Genomic DNA, 22,408 nt, shown 5'->3' on the forward strand with positions numbered 1-22,408 from the left:
CCAGACTTTGGCATCCTGCAATCAGAGGATGGCGGTCACCAATGGTTCCCGCCGATCTGCAGGTTATTGCGCGGCGATCAGCGTTTCGACCTTGAGGATCTGCGCGTCAAGCGTCGCGCGGTCCTTGCAACGCAGGTTGGCATGACCCACTTTGCGCCCGACCTTGAAGGCCTTGCCGTAGTGGTGCAGATGACAATCTTCAATGGCGATCACCTGCTCCACGGGCGGAACCACACCGATGAAGTTGAGCATCGCGCTCTCGCCGACCTTGGCCGTGGATCCCAACGGCAAGCCCGCCACCGCCCGCAGGTGGTTTTCAAACTGGCTGCATTCGGCGCCTTCAGTGGTCCAGTGCCCGGAATTGTGTACGCGCGGCGCAATTTCGTTGGCCTTGAGGCCACCGTCGACTTCGAAGAACTCGAAAGCCATCACGCCGACGTAATCCAGTTGTTTCAGCACGCGAGCGGAATAGTCTTCCGCCAGCGCCTGCAACGGGTGATCGGTACTGGCGACGGACAGCTTGAGGATGCCGCTGTCGTGAGTGTTATGCACCAGCGGATAAAAGCGGGTTTCGCCCTCGCGGGAACGCACCGCGATCAACGAGACTTCACCGGTGAACGGCACGAAACCTTCCAACAGACAGGCCACGCTGCCCAGCTCGGCAAAGGTGCCGACCACATCATCGGCGGTGCGCAGGACTTTCTGGCCCTTGCCGTCGTAACCCAGGGTGCGGGTCTTCAATACGGCAGGCAAGCCGATGCTGGCGACAGCCGCCTCCAAGTCCGCCTGGGACTGGATATCGGCGAAAGCCGGGGTCGGAATGCCCAGGTCCTTGAACATGCTCTTCTCGAACCACCGGTCACGCGCAATGCGCAGGGCATCGGCGCTCGGGTACACCGGGACAAACTGCGACAGGAAAGCCACGGTTTCAGCCGGGACGCTTTCGAACTCGAAAGTCACCAGGTCGACTTCATCGGCCAATTGACGCAAGTGGTCCGGGTCACTGTAGTCAGCGCGCAGGTGTTCACCCAGCGCAGCGGCACATGCGTCTGGCGCGGGGTCCAGGAAAGCGAAGTTCATCCCCAGCGGGGTGCCCGCCAAGGCGAGCATACGGCCCAGTTGGCCGCCACCGATTACACCGATTTTCATCAATCAACAACCTCAGGCAATGCGTGGGTCTGGATTGTCCAGGACACTGTCAGTCTGCTCGTCGCGGAATTTTTTCAGTGCCGTGTGGAACTGCGGGTGCTTGGCGCCCAGGATACTTGCGGACAGCAGCGCGGCATTGATGGCGCCAGCCTTGCCGATCGCCAGGGTCGCCACTGGAATACCGGCTGGCATCTGCACGATGGAGAGCAGTGAATCCACCCCCGAAAGCATCGACGACTGCACCGGAACACCGAGTACCGGCAGGTGGGTCTTGGCCGCACACATGCCCGGCAGGTGGGCTGCGCCACCGGCACCGGCGATAATCACCTCGATGCCACGGGATTCTGCTTCATCGGCATACTGGAACAGCAAATCCGGGGTGCGGTGGGCCGAAACCACCTTCACTTCGTACGGAATGCCGAGTTTTTCCAGCATATCGGCGGTGTGGCTAAGGGTGGACCAATCGGACTTGGAGCCCATGATCACGCCAACCAATGCACTCATCGTCGCGCCTCTTCTCTCTGGGCGCCCGCAGGCGCGTCGAAAAACAACAAACCACGCAGAATGCGTGGCTTGATTGTACGAAAAATGGCCGGACGGACCGGCCGAAGGCCGCGCAGTATACCGCAATGCAGCAGATAAACAGCCCCTTGGATGACCATCCGTCTACACCCGTTTAAATCCTACAAACCCACGGTTTTGCTGACCTGCAGGTCAAGCCTTCGGCACCCGGCAACGCACCTTCCCGTCACCTGCAAACTCGGCCACATACGCTGGCGAAAAGAGCTACCGCACATACAGAAATGCCACCGCCCTGCGGCCCCGGGCCCGCCGCTAATCTTCAACCTCGCAGCGTCCAGGCGACGCACATTGCCCCTTCACGTGAGGATTCCCATGCGCCCCATCAACCTTAATACCTTCATTCATGACAGTGTTTCCGATACGACCTACCAGCACCTCAAAACCCGGCAACTCGATCACTTTGTCGAAGAACTGGCGAACGTCAGTGGCCGCCAGGTCAACATTTGCTTTCACGAATATGTACCGGGCGTCACCAACTTCGACTACCAGGGCCCCAATGCCGGGGCGAAAGTGAATGAATGGAATGGCGTTGCCAACCAATACGCCGAAAAAATCGGCATCACTCCGACCCAGACTGACCGTAACGTGCTGGTGATCGATGGCTTCATCACCGGCCAAGTCGCGGGCGTCGCCCAGACGGCTGGAAAAACCGGCAACTCGCTGATCGCGTCCACCATCGACGCCACCACCCTCGCTCACGAAGTGGGCCACACGTTCAATGCCAAGCACACCGGCGTGATGCAGGTCCCCGACCCAGACAATCCCGGGCATTTTCGCTCAAGCTACATGGCCACCGGCAAAGACGTGGGTACAGGCAACCTGTTGCGCTACAGCACGATCAATCGGGAGCGCATTCAAGACTTTCTGAAAAACCTGGCTTGACCCCAGTGTCCCGTGGCCTCGCCTGTACACGCAAGGCCACGGCTCATGCCGTTTGAGCGCCACTCTCGAGCTTGCGCCACAACAAGCGTACGTTCGCCTTGCGCACCAACGCGCAGCGGTACAGACGAATCTCCAGCGGCACATGCCACTGCGGGCCGCCGCACACCACCAACTCCCCCCGAGCCAGTTCGGCACGCACGCTCAAGCGAGGCACCCAGGCAATCCCCAACCCTTCCAGGGCCATGCTTTTCAGGCTATCGGCCATCGCGGTTTCGTAGACGGTGGTAAAGCGCAACGCGCGCTGGCGCAGCAACAAGTTCACCGAGCGCCCGAGAAACGCCCCGGCGCTATAGGCCAACAGGGGCACGCTGCCCTCGCCTTCCAGGTCAAACAAGGGCGTGCCGTCGGCATTCGCGGCGCACACCGGCAGCATCTCGGTATTGCCCAGGTGCAGCGACGGGAAGATCTCGGCATCCATCTGCATCGCCGCATCCGGATCGTAGAACGCCAGCATCAGGTCACAACCCCCTTCGCGCAAGGCATGCACGGCGTCACCCACGTTGGTCGCCACCAGGCGTGTCGCAATGTTCAATCCTTCGTTGCGTAACTGCGCAATCCAGCGTGGGAAAAAACCCAGCGCCAGCGAGTGCGCGGCCGCAACCTGCATGACCTCGCCCTGACCGCCTTCCAGATGATGCAAGTGGCGCAAGACTTCGCCGAGTTGTTCGACCACGGTGCGCGCGGTCACCAGAAACAACTGCCCCGCCGCCGTCAATTCGACGGGCGTGCGCGAGCGGTTGACCAGTGTCAGCCCCAACGCCGCCTCAAGGCTGCGGATCCTGCGGCTGAACGCCGGCTGCGTGACAAAGCGCCGCTCTGCGGCCTGGGAGAAACTGCGGGTCGCCGCCAAGGCGCTAAAGTCTTCCAGCCATTTACTTTCAAGGTTCATCAGATTCTCCCAGGGCATGCACCATTTTGGCACACACGCCCGTCATGATAACCGCGTCACATCAACATTATGCCGTTTCTGCATAGGCCAGCGCGTAACAGCATTGGCCCAAAAACTTCTGCAAGCCTAGCATTCGCAGCGTTCCGGCCAGTTCCGGGTCCATATTGAGATGATTTCCGTCATGTCCTCTGCTGCATCATTCCGCACCGAAAAAGACCTGCTTGGCGTACTCGAAGTACCGGCTCAAGCGTATTACGGCATCCAGACCCTGCGAGCGGTGAATAACTTCCGTCTCTCCGGCGTTCCGATTTCGCATTACCCGAAATTGGTGGTCGGTCTGGCAATGGTCAAGCAGGCTGCCGCTGACGCCAACCGTGAGTTGGGCCAGCTCAGTGAAGCCAAGCACGCCGCCATCAGCGAAGCATGTGCCCGCCTGATCCGCGGTGACTTTCACGAAGAGTTCGTGGTGGACATGATTCAAGGCGGCGCTGGCACTTCGACCAACATGAATGCCAACGAAGTCATCGCCAACATCGCGTTGGAGGCCATGGGCCACAACAAGGGCGAATACCAGTACCTGCATCCCAACAACGACGTGAACATGGCGCAGTCGACCAACGACGCCTACCCGACCGCGATCCGCCTGGGTCTGCTGTTGGGCCATGACGCGTTGCTGGCCAGCCTCGACAGCCTGATCCAGGCGTTCGCCGCCAAAGGTCTCGAGTTCGGCCACGTGTTGAAAATGGGCCGTACGCAACTGCAAGACGCTGTGCCGATGACCCTCGGCCAGGAATTTCGCGCCTTCGCCACCACCTTGGGTGAAGACTTGGCCCGCCTGAAAACCCTGGCGCCAGAACTGTTGACCGAAGTCAACCTGGGCGGCACCGCCATTGGCACCGGCATCAACGCCGACCCGCGCTACCAGGCCCTGGCCGTTCAGCGCCTGGCAACCATCAGCGGCCAACCGCTGGTACCGGCCGCCGACCTGATCGAAGCCACGTCCGACATGGGCGCCTTTGTACTGTTCTCCGGCATGCTCAAGCGGACCGCGGTGAAGCTGTCGAAGATCTGCAACGACCTGCGCCTGCTGTCCAGCGGCCCACGTACCGGCATCAACGAAATCAACTTGCCGGCGCGCCAGCCAGGCAGTTCGATCATGCCCGGCAAGGTCAACCCGGTGATCCCGGAAGCGGTCAACCAAGTGGCGTTCCAGATCATCGGCAACGACCTGGCCCTGACCATGGCTGCCGAAGGCGGCCAACTGCAACTGAACGTGATGGAGCCGCTGATCGCCTTCAAGATCTTCGACTCGATCCGCCTGCTGCAACGTGCCATGGACATGCTGCGCGAACACTGCATCACCGGCATCACCGCCAACGAAGCCCGCTGCCGCGAGCTGGTGGAACACTCCATCGGCCTGGTCACCGCGCTGAACCCGTACATCGGCTATGAAAACGCCACCCGCATTGCGCGTATCGCGCTTGAAAGCGGCCGCGGGGTGCTGGAACTGGTGCGCGAAGAAGGCTTGCTCGACGACGCCATGCTCGACGACATCCTGCGCCCGGAAAACATGATTGCCCCGCGCCTGGTGCCTTTGAAGGCCTGATCGCGCTGCACCGCTCACCAGGTTGAGGGACTAGACACCTCTCACCTTTTGAGGGCCTGAAGGCTCGTTCTTCAGGCCCTTTTTTTGCCTCAAGGTTGTGAAATGATGCCTATAAAAAAACAACAATTGCCCTGCCAGTCCCCCTTCTCCGAAACACCCCGGCTGAAACCTTTAATCAGCCCGTGCAGACGGATCACGCGCACCTAGGTATAGTGCCGCCCCTCTTCGCATGTACGGTCGTCGGTAACGAGACCCGAGCCATGCGAACGCCGAACTAATAACAACCCGCGAATTGGAACCGGGACGAGCACCCGATCCACCTATTGTGCTGCCTGCACGATGGTGTGTAACTCGATGTGTCGAACCGTCCGGCTTCTGCCTTTACAAAAAACAGCGAGGAATACTCCATGCTTGAAGTCATCAACGACTTCCTCTCAGGAAAAGTACTGATCGGGCTCATTGTCGGGCTCGGTGGTTACTTCACGATCCGCTCGCGTTTCGTTCAATTTCGTCACTTCTTTCATATGTTCGCGGTATTTCGCGACAGCCTGAAAAGCAGCGCCGGTCAACTCAGCTCGTTCCAGGCACTGATGCTCAGCCTGGCCGGGCGCGTCGGGGCCGGTAACATCGCGGGCGTCGGCATTGCCGTGACGCTCGGTGGACCGGGCGCGGTGTTCTGGATGTGGGTGACTGCCTTGGTGGGCATGTCCTCAAGCTTTATCGAGTGCTCCCTCGGCCAACTCTACAAACGCACTGACGCCGAAGGCACCTACCGGGGTGGCCCGGCCTATTACATCCAGCATGGCTTGCACAAGCGTTGGCTGGGGATGGTGATGGCATTCCTGCTGCTGGTGACGTTCGGCTTTGCCTTCAACGGCCTGCAAGCTCACGCAGTGACGCACTCGCTGAATAATGCCTTCGGCTTCGATACCACCTACACCGGCCTGGCGCTGGTGGCCTTGCTGGGCCTGGTGTTCATCGGCGGGATCAAGCGCATCGCCTCGATCGCCGACCTGCTGGTGCCGGTCAAGACCCTGGTCTACATCGCCGTGACCCTCTACGTGATCGTGCTGCAATTCGATCAGGTGCCGGGCATGTTGATGACCATCGTCAAGAGCGCCTTCGGTCTCGACCAGGCCTTCGGTGGCCTGGTCGGCAGCGCGATTATCATGGGCGTCAAGCGCGGCGTATTCGCCAACGAAGCGGGCCTGGGCAGCGCGCCCAACGTCGCCGCGGTGGCCTCGGTCGAACACCCGGTCGCCCAAGGCGTGGTCCAGGCGTTCAGCGTGTTCCTCGACACCTTCATCATCTGCACCTGCACCGCGCTGCTGATCCTGCTGTCGGGTTTTTACACCCCCGGCTTCGAAGGCGACGGCATTGCCCTGACCCAGAACTCGCTGGCGGCCGTGGTTGGCGACTGGGGCCGGATGTTCATCTCGGTGGCCCTGGCGTTATTCGTGTTCACCTCGATCATGTACAACTACTACCTCGGCGAGAGTAACCTGCGCTTTTTGCTCGGCAACAACCGCAAGATGCTGATTGGTTACCGCACGCTGGTATTAGTGTTGATTTTCTGGGGCTCGGTCGAAAACCTCAGCACGGTGTTCGCGTTCGCCGACATCACCATGACCCTGCTGGCATTCGTCAACCTGTTCGCCCTGGCGTTCCTGTTCAAGATCGCCATGCGCATCCTGCGTGACTACGACGGCCAGCGCGCCGCGGGGATCAAGACGCCGGTATTCGATTCCAGCCAGTTCCCGGATCTGGACCTGGACCGCAAGGCCTGGCCGGCCAACCCGGCAACCACTGGGCCTGTGGCCACGGCCGCTGCTGAATCGAACGCTCAAGCGCAACGCTAAGAGCAGTGACACACCGTGTGGCCTTGGGCATGCTCTGGGGCACGCGGTGCTTTTCATTCAGGAGAAGGTTCGATGTCCTCAGCAAATAACATCATGGTGCTCTACACCGGTGGCACCATCGGCATGCAGGCCAGCGCCAATGGCCTGGCCCCGGCCTCGGGGTTCGAAGCCCGGATGAGCGAGTACCTCGCCGGACAACCCCAACTCACTGTACCCGCATGGCGCTTCCGGGAAATGGCGCCGCTGATCGACAGCGCCAACATGACCCCGGACTACTGGCAGCGTTTGCGTGTGGCCGTGATCGAAGCGGTGGACGACGGTTGCGACGGCGTGCTGATCCTGCATGGCACCGACACCTTGGCCTACAGTACGGCGGCCATGAGCTTCCAACTGTTGGGGCTGTCCGCGCCGGTGCTGTTCACCGGTTCCATGTTGCCCGCCGGCGTGCCGGACAGCGATGCCTGGGAAAATGTCAGCGGTGCGCTGGTCGCGTTGGGCGAAGGCCTGGCAGCGGGTGTGCACCTGTACTTCCACGGCGCACTGATGGCGCCGACCCGTTGCGCAAAGATTCGCAGCTTTGGCCGGCATCCGTTTGCCGCGTTGCAACGCACCGGCGGGGTCGCCATGGCCGATTCGATCCCGCAGACGCTGGGTTTCCGTCACGCCAAGACAGTGGCGAACGTCGGCGTCTTGCCATTGGTGCCGGGCATTGGCGCGGCGCAACTGGATGCAATGGTCAACAGCGGCATCCAGGCATTGGTGTTGGAGTGCTTCGGCAGCGGCACCGGGCCGAGCGACAACCCCGAGTTCCTCGCCAGCCTTCAGCGCGCACAGGATCAGGGTGTGGTCGTCGTCGCCCTCACCCAATGTCATGAAGGTGGCGTGGATCTGGACGTCTACGAAGCCGGCAGCCGTTTACGCGGCGTGGGCGTGTTGTCCGGTGGCGGAATGACCCGGGAAGCGGCGTTCGGCAAACTCAATGCGTTGCTCGGTGCCGGGCTCGACACCCGCGAAGTCCGCCGTCTGGTCGAGTTGGACCTGTGCGGCGAGCTGCGCTGAGCGGCATATAACTTGCTCATCTTCCAGCCATCCCCTGGCTGGAAGATGCCATGCTGCATTCCCACCTCACCACCCTCAATGCCGTCTCCCTGGTGCTCAATACCTTCACGGGTGAAGGCCTGCCGCCTGAAGACCTGCTCGCCGGCAGCGGTATCTGCACGGCGGACTTGAGCCGTCCCGACGCCCGCATCACCACCAACCAGGAAATGCGCGTCTGCGCCAATGCCGTGGCGCTGCGAGAGGATATCGGCCTGGACCTCGGCCGGCAGATGCACGTTTCGTCCTACGGCATGCTCGGTTATGCGCTGCTCACCAGTACCACCTTTGGTGACGCCTTGCACTTGGCGCTGCGCTATCCGGCGCTGCTGGGAACACTTTTCGCACTGAGCCTGCAAGAAGACGACGAGCGCATCTGGTTCACCGCCAGCGATTACCGGGAAATGCCGGCCATGGCGATATTCAACGTCGAGTTGTGCCTGGCCTCGCTGAAAGTCATCTGTGACGACCTGCTCGGCCAGCCGCTGCCGCTGCTGGGCGCGCGTTTTGAATACCGCGCGCCGGTTTATCGTGCGCGGTATGCGGAACGCTTCGCCTGCCCGTTGCACTTCGAGGCGGGCGACAACGCCTTTGCCTTCGACAAACGCTGGATGGACCAGCCGCTGCCCCTGGCCGATGCCATTACCCACCAGACCATGGCCGAGCGCTGCCGCAAACAGAACCTGGAGTTCACCGGGCGTCAGGCCTGGCTGGGCAGAATCCGGCAATTGCTCGCGGCCCAGCTCAGCGCCGCACCCGGCATTGAAGGCCTGGCCGAACAAATGAACTGTTCGGCCCGCACCCTGCGCCGGCACCTGCATCACCTGGGTTGCAGCTACCAGGAACTGCTCGACGAGCTGCGCTTTGAACGTGCCAAGCAGTTGCTGGGGGAGGATCAACTGCCGATCTACCGTATAGCCGAGCAATTGGGCTTCAGCGAAACCGCCAGCTTCCGCCATGCATTTGTGCGCTGGAGCGGTGTTGCACCGAGCGCGTTTCGCGCTTGAGCCTGCACTGTGTTGAGGCTGTCCGCTCGCCGATAGGGCGAATTATGGACAGATAATTTGGCCGTATTTATCCCCTTTTGGCCGCTCCTGCCGTTCTCATACCGCGGCTCCACCGCAAGACTGCAGGTACCGATACCGCCTGCGGAGAACAATACATGCTGACGATCTACTCGGACGATCACCACCTGCACCACGGCCGTTGCGAATTGATGGACGGGCAACTGATGCCGTGTTTTGAAATGCCCTCCCGCGCCGATCATGTGTTGCAACGCGTGAAGGAGCGCGGACTGGGTCCGGTGCATGCGCCTCAGGACTTTGGTCTCGCGCCGCTGCAACGTATCCACAGCCGCGCTTACCTGGACTTCTTCAAAGATGCCTGGCAGCGCTGGACCGCCTTCAACCAGGAGGGCGACCTGCTGCCCTACACCTGGCCGGCCCGGACCCTGCGCCAGGTCTTGCCCACCAGCCTGCACGGCCAATTGGGCTACTACAGCTTCGACGGCGGCGCGCCCATCACCGCCGGAACCTGGCAAGCCGCCTATAGCGCTGCCCAGGTCGCATTGACCGCCCAGCAGGCGATCCAACAGGGCGCACGCAGTGCCTTCGCGCTGTGCCGACCGCCGGGACATCACGCCGCCAGCGACCTGATGGGCGGTTACTGCTACCTCAACAACGCGGCTATCGCCGCGCAGGCCTTTCTCGACCAGGGCCATAAACAGGTCGCGATCCTGGACGTCGACTATCACCACGGCAACGGCACGCAATCGATTTTTTATGCGCGCAGCGACGTGCTGTTTACCTCGATCCACGGGCATCCGGAGGCTGAGTTTCCGTTCTTCCTGGGCTATGCCGATGAGCGGGGCGAAGACGCGGGAGAAGGTTTCAACTTCAACTATCCGCTGCCGGCCGGCACCGACTGGAGCCGTTGGAGTGCTGCCCTGGAGGACGCCTGCAACGAAATCGAGCGCTACGGCGCCGAGGTCATCGTGGTCTCCCTCGGTGTGGATACGTTCAAGGAGGATCCGATCTCGCAGTTCAAGCTCGACAGTCCGGATTACCTGGTGATGGGCCAACGTATCGCGCAACTTGGCAAGCCCACGCTGTTCGTCATGGAAGGCGGTTATGCCGTGGAAGAAATCGGCATCAATGCCGTCAACGTACTCGAAGGCTTCGAACAGGAGTCAAACCGATGAACAGGCTCAAATCGCTGGTTCTGTGTGCCGCCCTCGTGACTGGCATCGCACACGCAGAAGAAAATACCTTGCGGGTCTATAACTGGTTCGACTACATCACGCCCAAGGCGCTGGATGACTTCAAGACGCAAAACCCCGCGATCAAACTGGTCTACGATATTTTCGACACCAATGAAGCCCTGGAAGCCAAGCTGCTGACGGGCAACTCCGGCTATGACGTCGTGGTGCCATCGAATGTGTTCCTCGCCAAGCAGATCGAGGCCGGCGTATTCCAGCCCCTCGACCGCAGCCAGTTACCGAACTGGCATCACCTTGATCCCAAGCTGATGCAGTTGATCGAAGCCAACGATCCGGACAACACGTTCGCCGTGCCCTACATGTACGGCACCATCCTCATCGGCTTCAACCCGGACAAGGTCAAGGCCGCGCTGGGCGCCGACGCGCCGGTGGACAGCTGGGACCTGATCTTCAAGCAAGAGAACATCAGCAAGCTCAAGCAATGCGGGGTCGCCTTGCTGGACTCACCGTCGGAAATCCTGCCGCTGGCCCTGCAACACCTGGGCCTGGATCCCAACAGCAGCAACCCCAAGGATTACCTCAAGGCCGAAGCGCTGTTGATGAAGATCCGTCCGTACATCACCTACTTCCACTCCTCCAAGTACATGGCCGACATCGCCAACGGAGACATCTGCGTCGCCGTCGGTTATTCCGGCAGCTTCTCCCAAGCCGCCAACCGCGCCAAGGAAGCCAGGAACGGCGTGACCGTAGACATGCGCCTGCCCAGGGAAGGCGCGCCGATCTGGTTCGATATGCTCGCCATTCCCAAGGGCGCCAAGAACCCGCAGGCCGCCTACACCTTCATCAATTATCTGCTGCAACCGAGCGTCATTGCGCCGGTCAGTGATTTCGTCGGTTACCCCAACCCCAACAAGGACGCAACCGAACAGGTGGCCCCCGCGATCCGCAACAATCCCAACCTGTACCCGACCGCAGCGGCGATGACCACGCTGTATACCTTGAAACCCTTGGACGCCAAGGCCGAGCGTGCCCGCACCCGCGCCTGGACCAAGATCAAGTCCGGAACCTGACGTCGCGGGGTTATCGCGCCTGCCACGCCGTGCGCAAACGTAGCAATGCCTCGGCGATGGCGGCTTCCGGCACCGCTGCAAACCCCAGCACCAGGCCGGCGCGCTGATCCGGCGGGGTGCTGGAATCCGCTAGCCAATAGCTACTCAACCCCGTGACCTCGACCTGCGCCGCCCGGGCCTGGGCCAGCAGTTCCTGCTCACGAGCCAGGCTGTCCACGCGTACCGTGAGGTGCAACCCCGCCGCGACGCCGGGCACGCTGCCAACGCCGGGTACATCCGTGGGCCAGCCGGCCAGCAAGGCATTGCGCCGACTCAACGCGGCACGGCGCATGCGCCGGATATGGCGCTGGAAGTGCCCGGCGGCCATAAACTCCGCCATCACCGCCTGGGTGCTGACTTCCGAATGCCGAACATCCACGGCGCGGCGCCGGGTGAATGCTTCCACATATCCCGGCGGCAATACCAGGTAACCGAGGCGTAGCGCGGGAAAGGCCACCTTGCCAAACGTACCGACGTACGCCACCCGACCACTGCGGTCCAGCGCCGCCAAAGGCGCCAGGGGCGCACCGCTGTAACGGTACTCGCCGTCGTAGTCATCCTCGATGATCCAACCGTCGCTGCGCTCGGCCCAGGCCAGCAACTCCAGGCGCCGGGCCAGACTCATGACCACGCCCGTCGGGTATTGATGCGACGGTGTGACGTAGACCAGCCGGCACTCGTTGAGCGCATTCAGGGCCGCGCAGTCGATGCCTTCACTGTCCACGGCCACGCCGTGGAGGCTTGCGCCGGCATTTGCGAACGCATGCCCGGCCGCCCGATAGCCCGGATTTTCAATCGCCACGCTGTCCCCAGGCGCCACCAGCAGCTGTGCACAAAGACTTATTGCCTGCTGGGCGCCGCTGGTGATCACTATTTGTTCAGCCGTGCACTGCAGGCCCCGCGAGCTGCGCAGATAGGCAGCGATCAATCCCCGCAAACGTTCATCACCCGCCGGGTTGCCGTAACACAGCTGTTGCAGGTCCGGCTTACGCCAGAAAGCCGCATTCAGCTTGGCCCAGACGTCAAACGGGAACAGATCGAAGGCCGGTACACCGACCCGAAAAGCCCGTGGCGGCCCGGTAGGTGGCAGTGGTAGATGATTACCTTGCAAGCGATCCAGGGCCGGACTGTGGATAACTTTTCGGCTCAAACCATCCGACAAATCCAGTCGGTCTGTGGATAAGGCTGGGGATAAGCCTGTTGAAAACCCTGTGGATGGTTTTGTGGATAGTTTTTTTGCAGCGTCTGCGGTTGTCGGCAACTGCGCGACGTAAGTGCCGTCGCCGACTCGGCCCTCGATGAAGCCTTCGGCGTAGAGCTGATCGTAGGCCCTGACCACACTGTTGCGAGAGATCGACAAGGCCGTCGCCAAATCCCGACTCGCCGGCAAGCGTGTGCCGCCGACCAAGCGACCGTCCAACACCCGTTGGCGCAATGCCTGATACAACTGGCGCGTCAGCCCCAGGCGCCGATCCAGCTCGATTCCAGCGGGATTGAACGACAGCGGCGGCTCTGGGGACATGGCGAACACTCCGGAAATTGGACCCATGAAATGGAGCAAAGATGGCTCTTACAACGAACCATTAGCCTGCCTAGGATGCGGGCATTCGCCAAGGAAAATATTTATGTACACACCGCGCGCTTTTGCCTTCGACGATTTGCCCCAGATCCAGCAATTGATCCAGCACACGCGTCTGGCGCAATTAGTGACCTTTGGCGAACAAGGCCTGCAAGCCAGCCACTTGCCGCTGTTGCTCAACCCCGATGAAGACCCGAACGGCACGCTCTACGGACACATGGCCAAAGCCAATCGCCAATGGCAGGACTTGCAAAACGGCGGCGAGGCGCTGGTGATTTTTGCTGGCGCCGAGGCGTATATCAGCCCGGCGTTTTACCCGGCCAAAGCAGAACACGGCAAAGTGGTGCCTACCTGGAACTATCTCGCGGTCCACGCTTATGGCCAGGCCGAGGTGTTTACCGACGCCGAGCGCCTGCTTGAGCTGGTCAGCGCCCTGACCCAGCGTCACGAAACCGAGCGCGCCCAGCCCTGGGCCGTCAGCGACGCCCCGACCGACTACATTGAAGGCATGCTCAAGGCGATTGTCGGCTTTGCCCTGCCGATCGAGCGTTTGGAGGGCAAGCGCAAACTGAGCCAGAACCGTAGCGCGGCAGATATCGCCGGCGTGCGCGAAGGGCTGGTCGCCAGTCCCGATGTGCGCGACCAGGCCCTCTCGCGCCTGATTCCCAAGGAGCCCGCATGAGCCCGATCGACATTCGTCCGGTAACCGCCGCCGACCACGCCGCCTGGCTGCCGTTGTGGCAGGCGTACCTGCGCTTTTACAACACCGAACTGAGCGATGCCGTCAGCATCAGCACCTGGCAGCGGATGCTCGACACCAGCGAGCCAACCCACTCGGCCCTGGCCTGGCAGGCCGGCAAGGCGGTGGGCATGGTCAACTTCATCTATCACCGCTCCAACTGGAGCATCGAGAGTTCCTGCTACCTGCAAGACCTGTTTGTGGGTCAGGACCAACGTGGCACCGGTATCGGCCGCCAACTGATCGAGTTTGTCTACGCCACCGCCAAGGCCGACGGCTGCGGCAAAGTCCATTGGCTGACCCACGAAAGCAACGCCACCGCCATTCAACTCTACGAACGCATTGCCGAACGACCTGGCTTGATCCAGTTTCGCAAAGGTCTTTAAGGAGTACCGCATGTCGACATCGCTGGCAGATTGGAAAGGCGTCCCGGCGCCCACCGTGCAACTGATTGAAGGGCGCTTCATCCGCCTCGAAAAACTCGACCCGGTCCGCCACGGCGACGGTTTGTGGCAAGCCCTCGAAGGCCCTGGCGCCGACCCCAAGCTGTGGGACTATTTGCCCTATGGACCATTTTCCGAGCGCGCCGCTTTCGACGCGTGGTTGAACAATCACGCGGCCAACAGCGACCCGTATTTTTTCAGCGTCATCGATCGCGCCAGCGGTGAGGTGCAGGGCATTCTCAGCCTGATGTCGATCGTCCCGGCACAGGGCCGTATCGAGATCGGCCACGTCACCTTCGGGGCGCCGATGCAGCGCTCACCGAAAAGCACAGAAGCCGTTTACCTGCTGGCCAAATACGCTTTCGAGCAGGGCTACCGTCGCCTGGAATGGAAGTGCAACAACGCCAACGCCCGCTCCAGATACGCCGCCGAGCGGTTGGGGTTCAGCTTTGAAGGGGTGTTTCGCCAGCACATGGTGGTCAAGGGCCAGAACCGCGATACCGCGTGGTACTCGATTATCGACCCGGAGTGGCCGGTGATCGAGGCGGGGTTCGAGGCGTGGTTGTCAGCGGAAAATCAGCACGGCGATCGACAGGTGAGAAGCCTGGCACAATGCCGGGCCTAGTTCTGCCCCTTAACGCAGAACACCATGTGGGAGCGGGCTCGCTCGCGATGGCGGAGGGTCAGATACGCATAAGGTGATTGACACGCCGTCATCGCGAGCAAGCCCGCTCCCACATTTGATCCAGTTGGCCTCAGGAATGGATCAACCGCGCAGATTCTGCGCCAACAGCGCAATATGCTCCGGCCCGATCCCGCAGCAGCCACCTAAATGGCTGGCTCCGCGCGCTTGCCAGTCGGCCGCCCAGTGCAGGTAGCCCGGCGGGTCGAGGTCTTCACGCAGCGGGTCCAGGCCGTCGTTGGCCGTGGCTTCCTTGGGCTGCGGCGGGAAAGCGTTGGCGTAGGCGCCGATGTGAATCGTCACGCCCAGCCGCTCGAAGGTTTGGCGCGCGGCGTCGATCGCCGCGCCGATTACTTCCGGCTGGCTGCAATTGAACAGCAGCACCTGCACACCCAACTGCGCCGCCGCCTCCGCTGCGTCCGCCACAGGCTCGCCGGAACGCAGGCGCGGCACTTCGTCGGTGTCTTCATCTTTCAAGGTGAACGACAGCCAGAACGGCTTGCCGTCCCGGGGCAAACCGGCATGAATCGCCCGCGCTTCGACGATCGAACTCTGGGTTTCCGCTAGCCACACATCGACATGTGGCGCCAGCCCCTGCACCAGCGGCGCCAGCAATTGCGAAACGCGCTGCGCTTCAAACAGATCGGGACGGTAAGAACCAAACAACGGCGGTAGCGAACCGGCCACGCGCACGGCCTTGCCTGAAGCCTCCACCGCCCGTCGCGCCAGCTCACCCGCCAGCGCCGCCAGGGCTTGGCCTTCGGCCGCAAACCGCGCTTCGCCGATATGAAACGGCACCACCGCGTAACTGTTGCTGGTAATCACGTTGGCGCCGCTCTGGATATAAGCCGCATGCACCGCTTCCACGGCCTGCGGGGCTTCGCTCAAGGCCAGAGCTGACCATTCCGGCTGCCGGAATGGCGCACCGCGACGTTGCAGTTCACGGCCCATGCCGCCATCGAGAATTACTGTGTTTGCTGAGCCCATATGCTTTTTACTCATAAGCTTATGAAAATAACTCACTATGAGAGTCGTTCTTATAACTATTTAATGCGTACCACTCGGTTAATAACAACCTCTTTTTTTCAGGTGTCGATTGTGAAACTTAAACCGCTGCTGGCCCTGGGCCTGACGATTCTGGCCGCCTCTACCCAAGCCTTTGGCGGTGCCACCCTGGAGCGCATCGAGCAAAGGAAAGAACTGGTCGGCGTATTGATGGAAAGCTACCCGCCGTTCTCGTTTCTCAACGAGCAGAACCAGCTCGACGGCTTCGACGTCGACGTGGCCAAGGCGGTGGCGCAAAAGCTCGGCGTGAAACTGCGCCTGGAGACCCCGTCCTGGGACGTGATCGCGGCGGGCCGTTGGAGCGGTCGCTACGATATTTGCATCTGCTCCATGACCCCGAGCAAGGCCCGCGCGCAAGTCTTTGATTTCCCGGTGGAGTACTACGCATCGCCGGCGGTGATCGTGGTCAATGCCAAGGACGATCGCATCCACGGCGCAAAAGACCTGAGCGACAAGAAAGTCGGCCTCACCAGCGCCTCGAGTTATGAGAGCTACTTGAACAAGAACCTGGTGATTGAAGGCGCCGAAGACACCCACCTTCAGTACCCTTTCGAAAATGTCCAGATCGCGCCGTACGACACCGACAACGTGGCCTTCCAGGACCTGGGCCTGGGTGCTGGCGTGCGCCTGGATGCGATCCTCACCAATCTGGTGACCGCCCAGCCGCGCCTGAGCCAGGACCAGCGCTTCAAGCTTGCCGGCGAACCGCTGTACTCGGAGCCCAATGCGGTGGCCATCGAAAAAGGCGACGCCGAGTGGAACAGCAAAGTGCGTGAAGTCTTTGCGCAGCTCAAACAGGACGGCACCTTGAGTCAGCTGTCGCAGAAATGGATCGGCGCCGATATCAGCCAATGACTGCGTTCCAGCCTCCTTCTTCCAGGCCGCCGGTGAGCAAGACAGCGCTGCTGCGGCTGTTGGGCTTTCGCACGCGCCTGTATCTGACCTGGGCGGCGCTGTTCGCGCTGTTCGCCAGTTTCTTCCTGAGCTTTGACCTGAAGTTCTCGATCATTCTCGACAAGTTGCCTAACCTGGTGGGCCTGCACCTGGCCCCCAACGGTTTCCTGCAAGGCGCGGCGCTGACGCTGTTCCTGTGTCTGTGTTCGATTGCGGCGTCGTCGGTGCTGGGCTTTATCACCGCGCTGGGGCGCTTGTCGAAGAGCGCCGTGGCGTTCGGCATCGCCAGTTTCTACGCCTCGTTCTTTCGCGGCACGCCGTTGCTGATCCAGATCCTGCTGATCTACCTCGGCCTGCCGCAATTGGGCCTGGTACCCGGCGCCATCACCGCCGGGGTGATCGCCCTGTCGCTGAACTACGGCGCTTACCTGAGCGAAATTTTCCGCGCCGGCATCCTCGGCGTCCCTCACGGCCAACGGGAAGCCGCGTTGGCCCTGGGCATGCGCGACCGTGCGATCTTCTGGCACGTCACCCTGCCCCAGGCCATGCGCACCATCATTCCGCCGGCGACCAACCAATTCATCTCAATGCTCAAGGACTCGTCCCTGATCTCGGTGATGGGTGTCTGGGAGGTGATGTTCCTGGCGCAATCCTACGGCCGCTCGAGCTACCGCTACATCGAGATGCTCACGACGGCCGCGATCATTTACTGGATCATGTCCCTTGGCCTGGAACTGATCCAGGCGCGCATGGAACGGCATTACGGCAAGGGGTATGTGCGGCGAGGGTGAAGCTCAATACATGGGGCGTCGAGCCTGGACCACACCCATCTGCAAACCGAAAGGCCGAAGCACCGCGTTCATCGATTTCAGCGTTTGGTTACCCTCACCGTGCTCGATATGCACGAGGGTGCGCACAGAGATTTTACACATCCGGGCGAACTGGCTCTGGTGCAATCCCGTGACCTCAACGCGCAAGCGCCGTACGGCATCGCCCAACTCAAGCGAGCCGTCAGCCAACCGTTGTTCGATGTGCTCGATCAACTGTGCACGCTGCTCTATCGAAATACTCATCTGAGCCCCCAATCGGTCAAGCGTTGATCCAGATGTCGCAGGGCGATCCGCGGATGACGCCACGTCACCTCCGGCAGACCGCCCGTCAGCAAGATGTCCGGCAGAGCCCGCAGTCGCTCAGCGTCCTGACGCAGCCCCTCAAACGTCTTCTCAGGATCAACCAGCGGAGAGAGCGCGTCGCAGACGCCACGCCAATCGATATCACCCGCCACCTCCAGTGGACTGGGCCATTTAGTTGTGCGGGTGATACCTTCATCGTCCATCACCATGGGCGCCAAATCGTAAATCGGCGCCAGACGCAGGCGGTCATGCTCCCGGATGATTGAGGTGTTACGTCCATGGTTGTCGGAGTTGCCAAGGATCTTGTTCAGCAAGTCGCGCCGTAAATAGTCCGCCACCAGATCAGCCACTTGCGCCTCTTGGCCCGCCGACCGCCATAAATTCACCAGCATCTGCACCACTCGCATGTGATCCATGCTGCTGCCCGGCGCGATGACGCCTGCCGCCGAATAAAGCGACTCGACCGGTAAACGCTCAACCCCTTGAGCACCTACCTTGCGATCAAAACGATGCATCCACAAGCTGGGTCGGCTGGCCTCCTCCAGCGCGAGTCCGTCAATGGCAACCGTCTCGATGCCGAGCGCCTGTAAAGCCTTGTAGTAGTGGTATTCACTTCTAAGGATGTCCTGATCCCGTTGCAAGGCCCGATGGCGGGCGAACTTGATAAACCAGTGCTGGCTGACCTGAGCATCATCCACCACCGCATCCGGGTACAACAGCCCATCATGACTTTGCGTCAGCAACAACTTCGGGGCCTCGCCTCCTGCCCCCGTCGCCCCGCCAATGGCGGCGCCTTGCTCATAAGCGTATTCAAGGAAGCGGTTATCGCGGTCAACCACGTCTTTGCGTGAAAATCCGATCGCGGGCCGGTTCTCCTCAACCCGAACCGATTCTTTGATACGCATATGGCCAATGGGCGCGGGGGTGCTATGCGCCAACAGGAACAGGTCGGCGCTCATGCCCTCGGGTTTTGCCTGCCCCATGAGCCCCAAAAGAAAGCGCTTGGCGGCCCCCGCCGGCGCAATGTCGTACAGGAAGGCCGGCGCATGTGTATGCGCCTCTTGCCCCCAGATGGGCCGCACCCTGACGCTGACCGCTGGCGCGAACAGCGTATCAATGTGATCGAGATGTTCAGTCAGGTACGCCGACTCGTAGCCGAATCGGCACGGGCCGGCAAACCCGTTCTGCAGGTCGACAAACGTCAGGAGCATGGCGTCCTGCCATCGCCCCGCTTCAAATACCTGTACTGTCAATTTGAAAGACGAATCAATCTGCAATTTAATGCACCCATAGGTCAAAATAGGCTTTCTTATTTGCAATATAGTGCATAAATATCAACTTGGTTGGGTTATAGACGCATTAAAATGCAACCACGCCCTTTCGTAACCTTCCCGACACATTCCTGTAAACACCCTTCGCTATACAGGTCGACTCGTTCCCATAACAAGGTCGTCCGCCATGCCCTCGTGCCCCCACCGTCTTGCGCTCGCCATCGCCCTGCTGACCAGCAGCGGATGGGCTGCAGCGGCGTCCCAGGCGATTCAGATCGACACACCCACCCACACCGCGCAAAGCCTGAGTGGCAGTGATTCCTTGAGAGTCTCGGCGTCGGGGAACATCAGTACCGCCAAGGTTGCCGTCAAGTTGAAGGACGCTACCAGCGGCCAGGGCGTGGTGATTGAAAACGCCGGCCAGATCATCTCCACCCAAGGGCGCGCCATCGACAGTTCGGGCGACCTCGCGGGGACGCGCAACTACAGCATTTACAACCGCGCCGGTGGGGTGATCCAGGGGGCCAACGATGCATTGCGCATTGACAGCGATTTCGCCAGCGGCAGCCTGTTGATCGATAACAGCGGCAACATCCGCTCCAGCACCGGCCAGGGGCTGGACCTGGATGCGATCCGCAGCGACCACGTCAGCACCACCATCATCAATCGCACAGGCGCACTGATTCGTGGCGAAGCCAGCGACGGCATGAAAACCGGCGCCAACGCCACCCTGACCAATTACGGCGAGATATCCACAGGCGATACCTTCTCCCGGGACGACAAGTTCGACGGCGTCGATATCGACTCGGCCAGCGGTGTGACCGTGACCAACCACGGGAGCATTTCCGGTGGCCGCCACGGCATCACCACCGACCTGGGCGCGACGCTGAACAACTACGGCACCGTGATCGGCCGCAATGGCTCGGGCTTCGGCTCCGATGGCGACGGTACGGTGATCAACCACGGCACGATCACTGGCGGGTTTTCCGGGCTGCAACCCGATGGCGACGGCGATGGCGTAGACATCGACAAAATCGCCCATATCGAAAACTACGGAGTCATCGAGGGCGCTGGAGCCGGCGGTGTCGACAAGAACGGCTTTGCCAACGGCAGTGAAGGCATCGCCCTCGGCGGCGGGTATGTATTCAACGGCGTCGACGCACGGGTCAGCGGTGCCAACAACGCCATTCTGGTGGACGACGGCAGCGACGGTTCAGGGCTGGCCGCCACCACCCTGGAAAACCATGGCGTCATCCAGGGTCTTGACGGGTTTGGCGTAAAGTTCGTCGGCGAGTTTGCCGACAGCGTGATCAACAGCGGCACCATCAGTGGCAGCAATGGCCTGGCCCTGGACCTGGGCGGCGGGGATGACCGCCTGACGCTGCTTGCAGGCAGCCGGTTTACCGGCGTGGTGGACGGCGGCGGCGGCTACGATCGCCTGATCCTCAACGACACGGCCGGCGGCAGCTTCAGCGACAGTCGCAACCTCGAATGGCTGGACGTCAGACAAGGTGCCTGGACGCTCACCGGCAGCGGCGACTTCAGCGACGGCGGCGCAATCGCCAACGGTGCCACACTGATCAACCAAGGCGGGATCGCCGGTGATGTAACGGTCGACGCAGGCGGTGTCTACGCCGGCGGCGGCACGGTGGGCAGCCTGCGGGTCCTGGGCACCTTGCAGACCAATACGGCGCTGGGCACCGCCACCGTCACCCGCGACTTGCACATGAGCGGCGGTTCAACCCTGGCCTATGGCGTCAACGCCGATGGCAGCAGCGCGCCGATCAAGGTCGGGGGCTCGGCCAACCTGAATGGTGCCACCCTGGCGATCAATCCCGGCGCAGGCACGTACCCGTGGCAAAGCCAGTACACCGTCCTGCAGGCCGGGAGCGTCAATGGCACGTTCGGCAAGGTCACCAGTGATTATGCCTTCCTGACCCCAACCCTGAATTACCGCCCCACCCAGGTCGACCTGACGTACACCCGCAACGACATCGCCTTCAACCAGTTCGCCAACACCGGCAACGGCAGCAACGCCGCCAATAGCCTGGCCACGCTGGGCAAGCACAACGCGCTGTATAACGCTTTGCTCAACACCACTCAGGCAAGTGCCGGCGCAGCCATCGAGCAACTGGCCGGCGCCACTACCGCCAATCTGACCAGCGCCACCCTCGGCGCCAGCGCCCAGGTCGGCGCCAGCATGCTCGCGGCCATGCATCAAACAGGCGCCGGGGCTGGCTTGCTGACGGGGCTGGATCAACGCGCAACACCGGTACTCGCCGCCACCGGCGTACCAGCCGCGGCACGCAATCTCAACGACCCGAACGCCCAGGGCCGCCTGTGGCTGCAAGGCATTGGCAGCTACGGCAAGCTTGACGGCGAGCATGGCAGCCACGGCATGACGCAACGCACCAAGGGCGGCGTGCTCGGTTCCGATTGGGCGCTCACCCCCGAGTGGCGCGTGGGTGTCCTGGGCGGCTATTCGCAGACCGATCTGGACACCACGGGCGTGGACGGCGGCGTCGACAGTTGGCACGCCGGTATCTATGCGATGCGCCAGAGCGGGCCCTTGGCCGTGCGCCTGGGCGCCGCGTATAGCGGGCACCAGGGCGATAGCAAACGCAGCGTGGCGTTCAACGGTTTCAACGATCGCCCCAAGGGCGACTACGACGCCAACAGTCAGCAGGCCTTTGCCGAGGTCGGCTATGCCATGGGCAGCGGACGCCTGAGCGCCGAACCGTTCGCCAATCTGGGATACCAGCGCTATCACCGCGACAGTTACACCGAGAAAGGTGGCGCCGCCGCATTGCATATCGACGGGCAAACCCAGGATAACGTCAGCAGTACCCTCGGTTTGCGCCTGGCTCACCTGAGTCAACTGGACAACGGCATCAGCCTCACCCCTCGCCTCACCGCCGGCTGGAAACACACCTATGGCGACGTCGACAGCACCACTCGCCAAGCCTTCCTGATGGGCGGAACAGCGTTCAACGTCGAAGGCAGCGCCTTGGATCGCGACAGTCTGTTGCTGGAAGCGGGCCTGGATGTCGGTCTGTCGGCACGCCAGTCCCTGGGGGTGGGCTACAGCGGCGAAATAGGCAGTAACAGCCGCACTCATGGCCTGATCGGGCAATGGCAGATGAGTTTTTAATC

Annotated in this window: 20 protein-coding genes; 13 read left to right on the top strand and 7 right to left on the bottom strand. The window is 61.6% G+C overall.

The window, feature by feature from the left end:
* Positions 1 to 63: 63 nt before the first annotated feature.
* Both AC6CIA_RS16110 and purE read right to left on the bottom strand, forming a co-directional pair.
* On the bottom strand, positions 64 to 1,149 hold the full coding sequence (locus AC6CIA_RS16110; RefSeq protein ID WP_498313392.1) for a 5-(carboxyamino)imidazole ribonucleotide synthase: 1,086 nt from the start codon (positions 1,147 to 1,149) through the stop codon (positions 64 to 66).
* 12 nt (positions 1,150 to 1,161) lie between these two features.
* Positions 1,162 to 1,653 (bottom strand): 5-(carboxyamino)imidazole ribonucleotide mutase, encoded by a 492-nt coding sequence (purE, locus tag AC6CIA_RS16115; RefSeq protein ID WP_084378277.1) that lies wholly within the window; start codon positions 1,651 to 1,653, stop codon positions 1,162 to 1,164.
* A gap of 390 nt (positions 1,654 to 2,043) precedes the next feature.
* Here purE and AC6CIA_RS16120 point away from each other — a divergent pair, with 390 nt between their 5' ends.
* Entirely contained in the window at positions 2,044 to 2,613 is a 570-nt protein-coding gene (locus AC6CIA_RS16120) for a zinc metalloprotease (protein WP_498313393.1), read from the top strand.
* A gap of 43 nt (positions 2,614 to 2,656) precedes the next feature.
* On the opposite strand, the gene AC6CIA_RS16125 is transcribed toward AC6CIA_RS16120, so the two are convergent.
* Positions 2,657 to 3,562, bottom strand: coding sequence for a LysR substrate-binding domain-containing protein (locus AC6CIA_RS16125; RefSeq protein ID WP_498313395.1), 906 nt, complete (start codon positions 3,560 to 3,562; stop codon positions 2,657 to 2,659).
* Positions 3,563 to 3,743: 181 nt separating this feature from the next.
* Between AC6CIA_RS16125 and aspA the strand changes: the two genes are divergently transcribed.
* The 6 genes from aspA (at position 3,744) to AC6CIA_RS16155 (ending at position 11,410) form a co-directional block, all read left to right on the top strand.
* Positions 3,744 to 5,168, top strand: a complete 1,425-nt coding sequence (aspA, locus tag AC6CIA_RS16130) for an aspartate ammonia-lyase (protein ID WP_339529736.1) — start codon at positions 3,744 to 3,746, stop codon at positions 5,166 to 5,168.
* 407 nt (positions 5,169 to 5,575) lie between these two features.
* Positions 5,576 to 7,027 (top strand): alanine/glycine:cation symporter family protein, encoded by a 1,452-nt coding sequence (locus AC6CIA_RS16135; protein WP_339529734.1) that lies wholly within the window; start codon positions 5,576 to 5,578, stop codon positions 7,025 to 7,027.
* A gap of 72 nt (positions 7,028 to 7,099) precedes the next feature.
* On the top strand, positions 7,100 to 8,086 hold the full coding sequence (locus AC6CIA_RS16140) for an asparaginase (RefSeq protein ID WP_498313397.1): 987 nt from the start codon (positions 7,100 to 7,102) through the stop codon (positions 8,084 to 8,086).
* A gap of 50 nt (positions 8,087 to 8,136) precedes the next feature.
* Entirely contained in the window at positions 8,137 to 9,129 is a 993-nt protein-coding gene (locus AC6CIA_RS16145) for an AraC family transcriptional regulator (RefSeq protein ID WP_498313399.1), read from the top strand.
* 155 nt (positions 9,130 to 9,284) lie between these two features.
* Positions 9,285 to 10,322 carry a histone deacetylase family protein gene (locus AC6CIA_RS16150; RefSeq protein ID WP_498313401.1) on the top strand — a complete coding sequence of 346 codons (1,038 nt, stop codon included), beginning with the start codon at positions 9,285 to 9,287 and terminating at the stop codon, positions 10,320 to 10,322.
* Positions 10,319 to 11,410, top strand: coding sequence for a polyamine ABC transporter substrate-binding protein (locus tag AC6CIA_RS16155; protein WP_498313403.1), 1,092 nt, complete (start codon positions 10,319 to 10,321; stop codon positions 11,408 to 11,410). Before AC6CIA_RS16150 ends, AC6CIA_RS16155 begins: the two co-directional genes overlap by 4 nt.
* A 10-nt stretch (positions 11,411 to 11,420) precedes the next feature.
* Here the strand turns inward: AC6CIA_RS16155 and pdxR are convergent, their stop codons facing one another.
* Positions 11,421 to 12,971, bottom strand: coding sequence for a MocR-like pyridoxine biosynthesis transcription factor PdxR (gene pdxR, locus AC6CIA_RS16160; RefSeq protein WP_498313405.1), 1,551 nt, complete (start codon positions 12,969 to 12,971; stop codon positions 11,421 to 11,423).
* Between the two features lie 103 nt (positions 12,972 to 13,074).
* Between pdxR and AC6CIA_RS16165 the strand changes: the two genes are divergently transcribed.
* Genes AC6CIA_RS16165 through AC6CIA_RS16175 form a run of 3 tightly spaced genes read left to right on the top strand, consistent with a single transcriptional unit; the run spans position 13,075 to position 14,835 of the window.
* Complete coding sequence (locus tag AC6CIA_RS16165; RefSeq protein WP_498313407.1) at positions 13,075 to 13,710, top strand: FMN-binding negative transcriptional regulator; 636 nt, start codon at positions 13,075 to 13,077, stop codon at positions 13,708 to 13,710.
* Entirely contained in the window at positions 13,707 to 14,153 is a 447-nt protein-coding gene (locus tag AC6CIA_RS16170) for a GNAT family N-acetyltransferase (protein ID WP_498313409.1), read from the top strand. Before AC6CIA_RS16165 ends, AC6CIA_RS16170 begins: the two co-directional genes overlap by 4 nt.
* Positions 14,154 to 14,163: 10 nt before the next feature.
* Positions 14,164 to 14,835, top strand: coding sequence for a GNAT family N-acetyltransferase (locus AC6CIA_RS16175; RefSeq protein WP_498313411.1), 672 nt, complete (start codon positions 14,164 to 14,166; stop codon positions 14,833 to 14,835).
* A 141-nt stretch (positions 14,836 to 14,976) separates the two neighbouring features.
* Here the strand turns inward: AC6CIA_RS16175 and AC6CIA_RS16180 are convergent, their stop codons facing one another.
* Positions 14,977 to 15,879 (bottom strand): homocysteine S-methyltransferase family protein, encoded by a 903-nt coding sequence (locus tag AC6CIA_RS16180; RefSeq protein WP_498313413.1) that lies wholly within the window; start codon positions 15,877 to 15,879, stop codon positions 14,977 to 14,979.
* A 111-nt stretch (positions 15,880 to 15,990) separates the two neighbouring features.
* Between AC6CIA_RS16180 and AC6CIA_RS16185 the strand changes: the two genes are divergently transcribed.
* Together AC6CIA_RS16185 and AC6CIA_RS16190 are read left to right on the top strand one after the other, a co-directional pair.
* Complete coding sequence (locus tag AC6CIA_RS16185; protein WP_339529718.1) at positions 15,991 to 16,812, top strand: ABC transporter substrate-binding protein; 822 nt, start codon at positions 15,991 to 15,993, stop codon at positions 16,810 to 16,812.
* Positions 16,809 to 17,642 carry an amino acid ABC transporter permease gene (locus AC6CIA_RS16190; protein WP_498313415.1) on the top strand — a complete coding sequence of 278 codons (834 nt, stop codon included), beginning with the start codon at positions 16,809 to 16,811 and terminating at the stop codon, positions 17,640 to 17,642. The genes AC6CIA_RS16185 and AC6CIA_RS16190 overlap by 4 nt, the downstream gene beginning before the upstream one ends.
* Positions 17,643 to 17,645: 3 nt before the next feature.
* On the opposite strand, the gene AC6CIA_RS16195 is transcribed toward AC6CIA_RS16190, so the two are convergent.
* Positions 17,646 to 17,924: a helix-turn-helix domain-containing protein gene (locus AC6CIA_RS16195; RefSeq protein ID WP_339529714.1), complete on the bottom strand. Its 279-nt coding sequence runs from the start codon at positions 17,922 to 17,924 to the stop codon at positions 17,646 to 17,648.
* Positions 17,921 to 19,195 carry a HipA domain-containing protein gene (locus AC6CIA_RS16200; protein WP_498313671.1) on the bottom strand — a complete coding sequence of 425 codons (1,275 nt, stop codon included), beginning with the start codon at positions 19,193 to 19,195 and terminating at the stop codon, positions 17,921 to 17,923. The genes AC6CIA_RS16195 and AC6CIA_RS16200 overlap by 4 nt, the downstream gene beginning before the upstream one ends.
* A gap of 247 nt (positions 19,196 to 19,442) precedes the next feature.
* On the opposite strand from AC6CIA_RS16200, the gene AC6CIA_RS16205 reads away from it, so the two are divergent.
* A complete protein-coding gene (locus AC6CIA_RS16205; RefSeq protein ID WP_498313417.1) occupies positions 19,443 to 22,406 on the top strand; it encodes an autotransporter outer membrane beta-barrel domain-containing protein in 2,964 nt (987 codons plus the stop codon).
* The last annotated feature ends 2 nt before the right edge of the window (positions 22,407 to 22,408 follow it).

Source organism: Pseudomonas sp. GQ91, assembly GCF_059758795.1.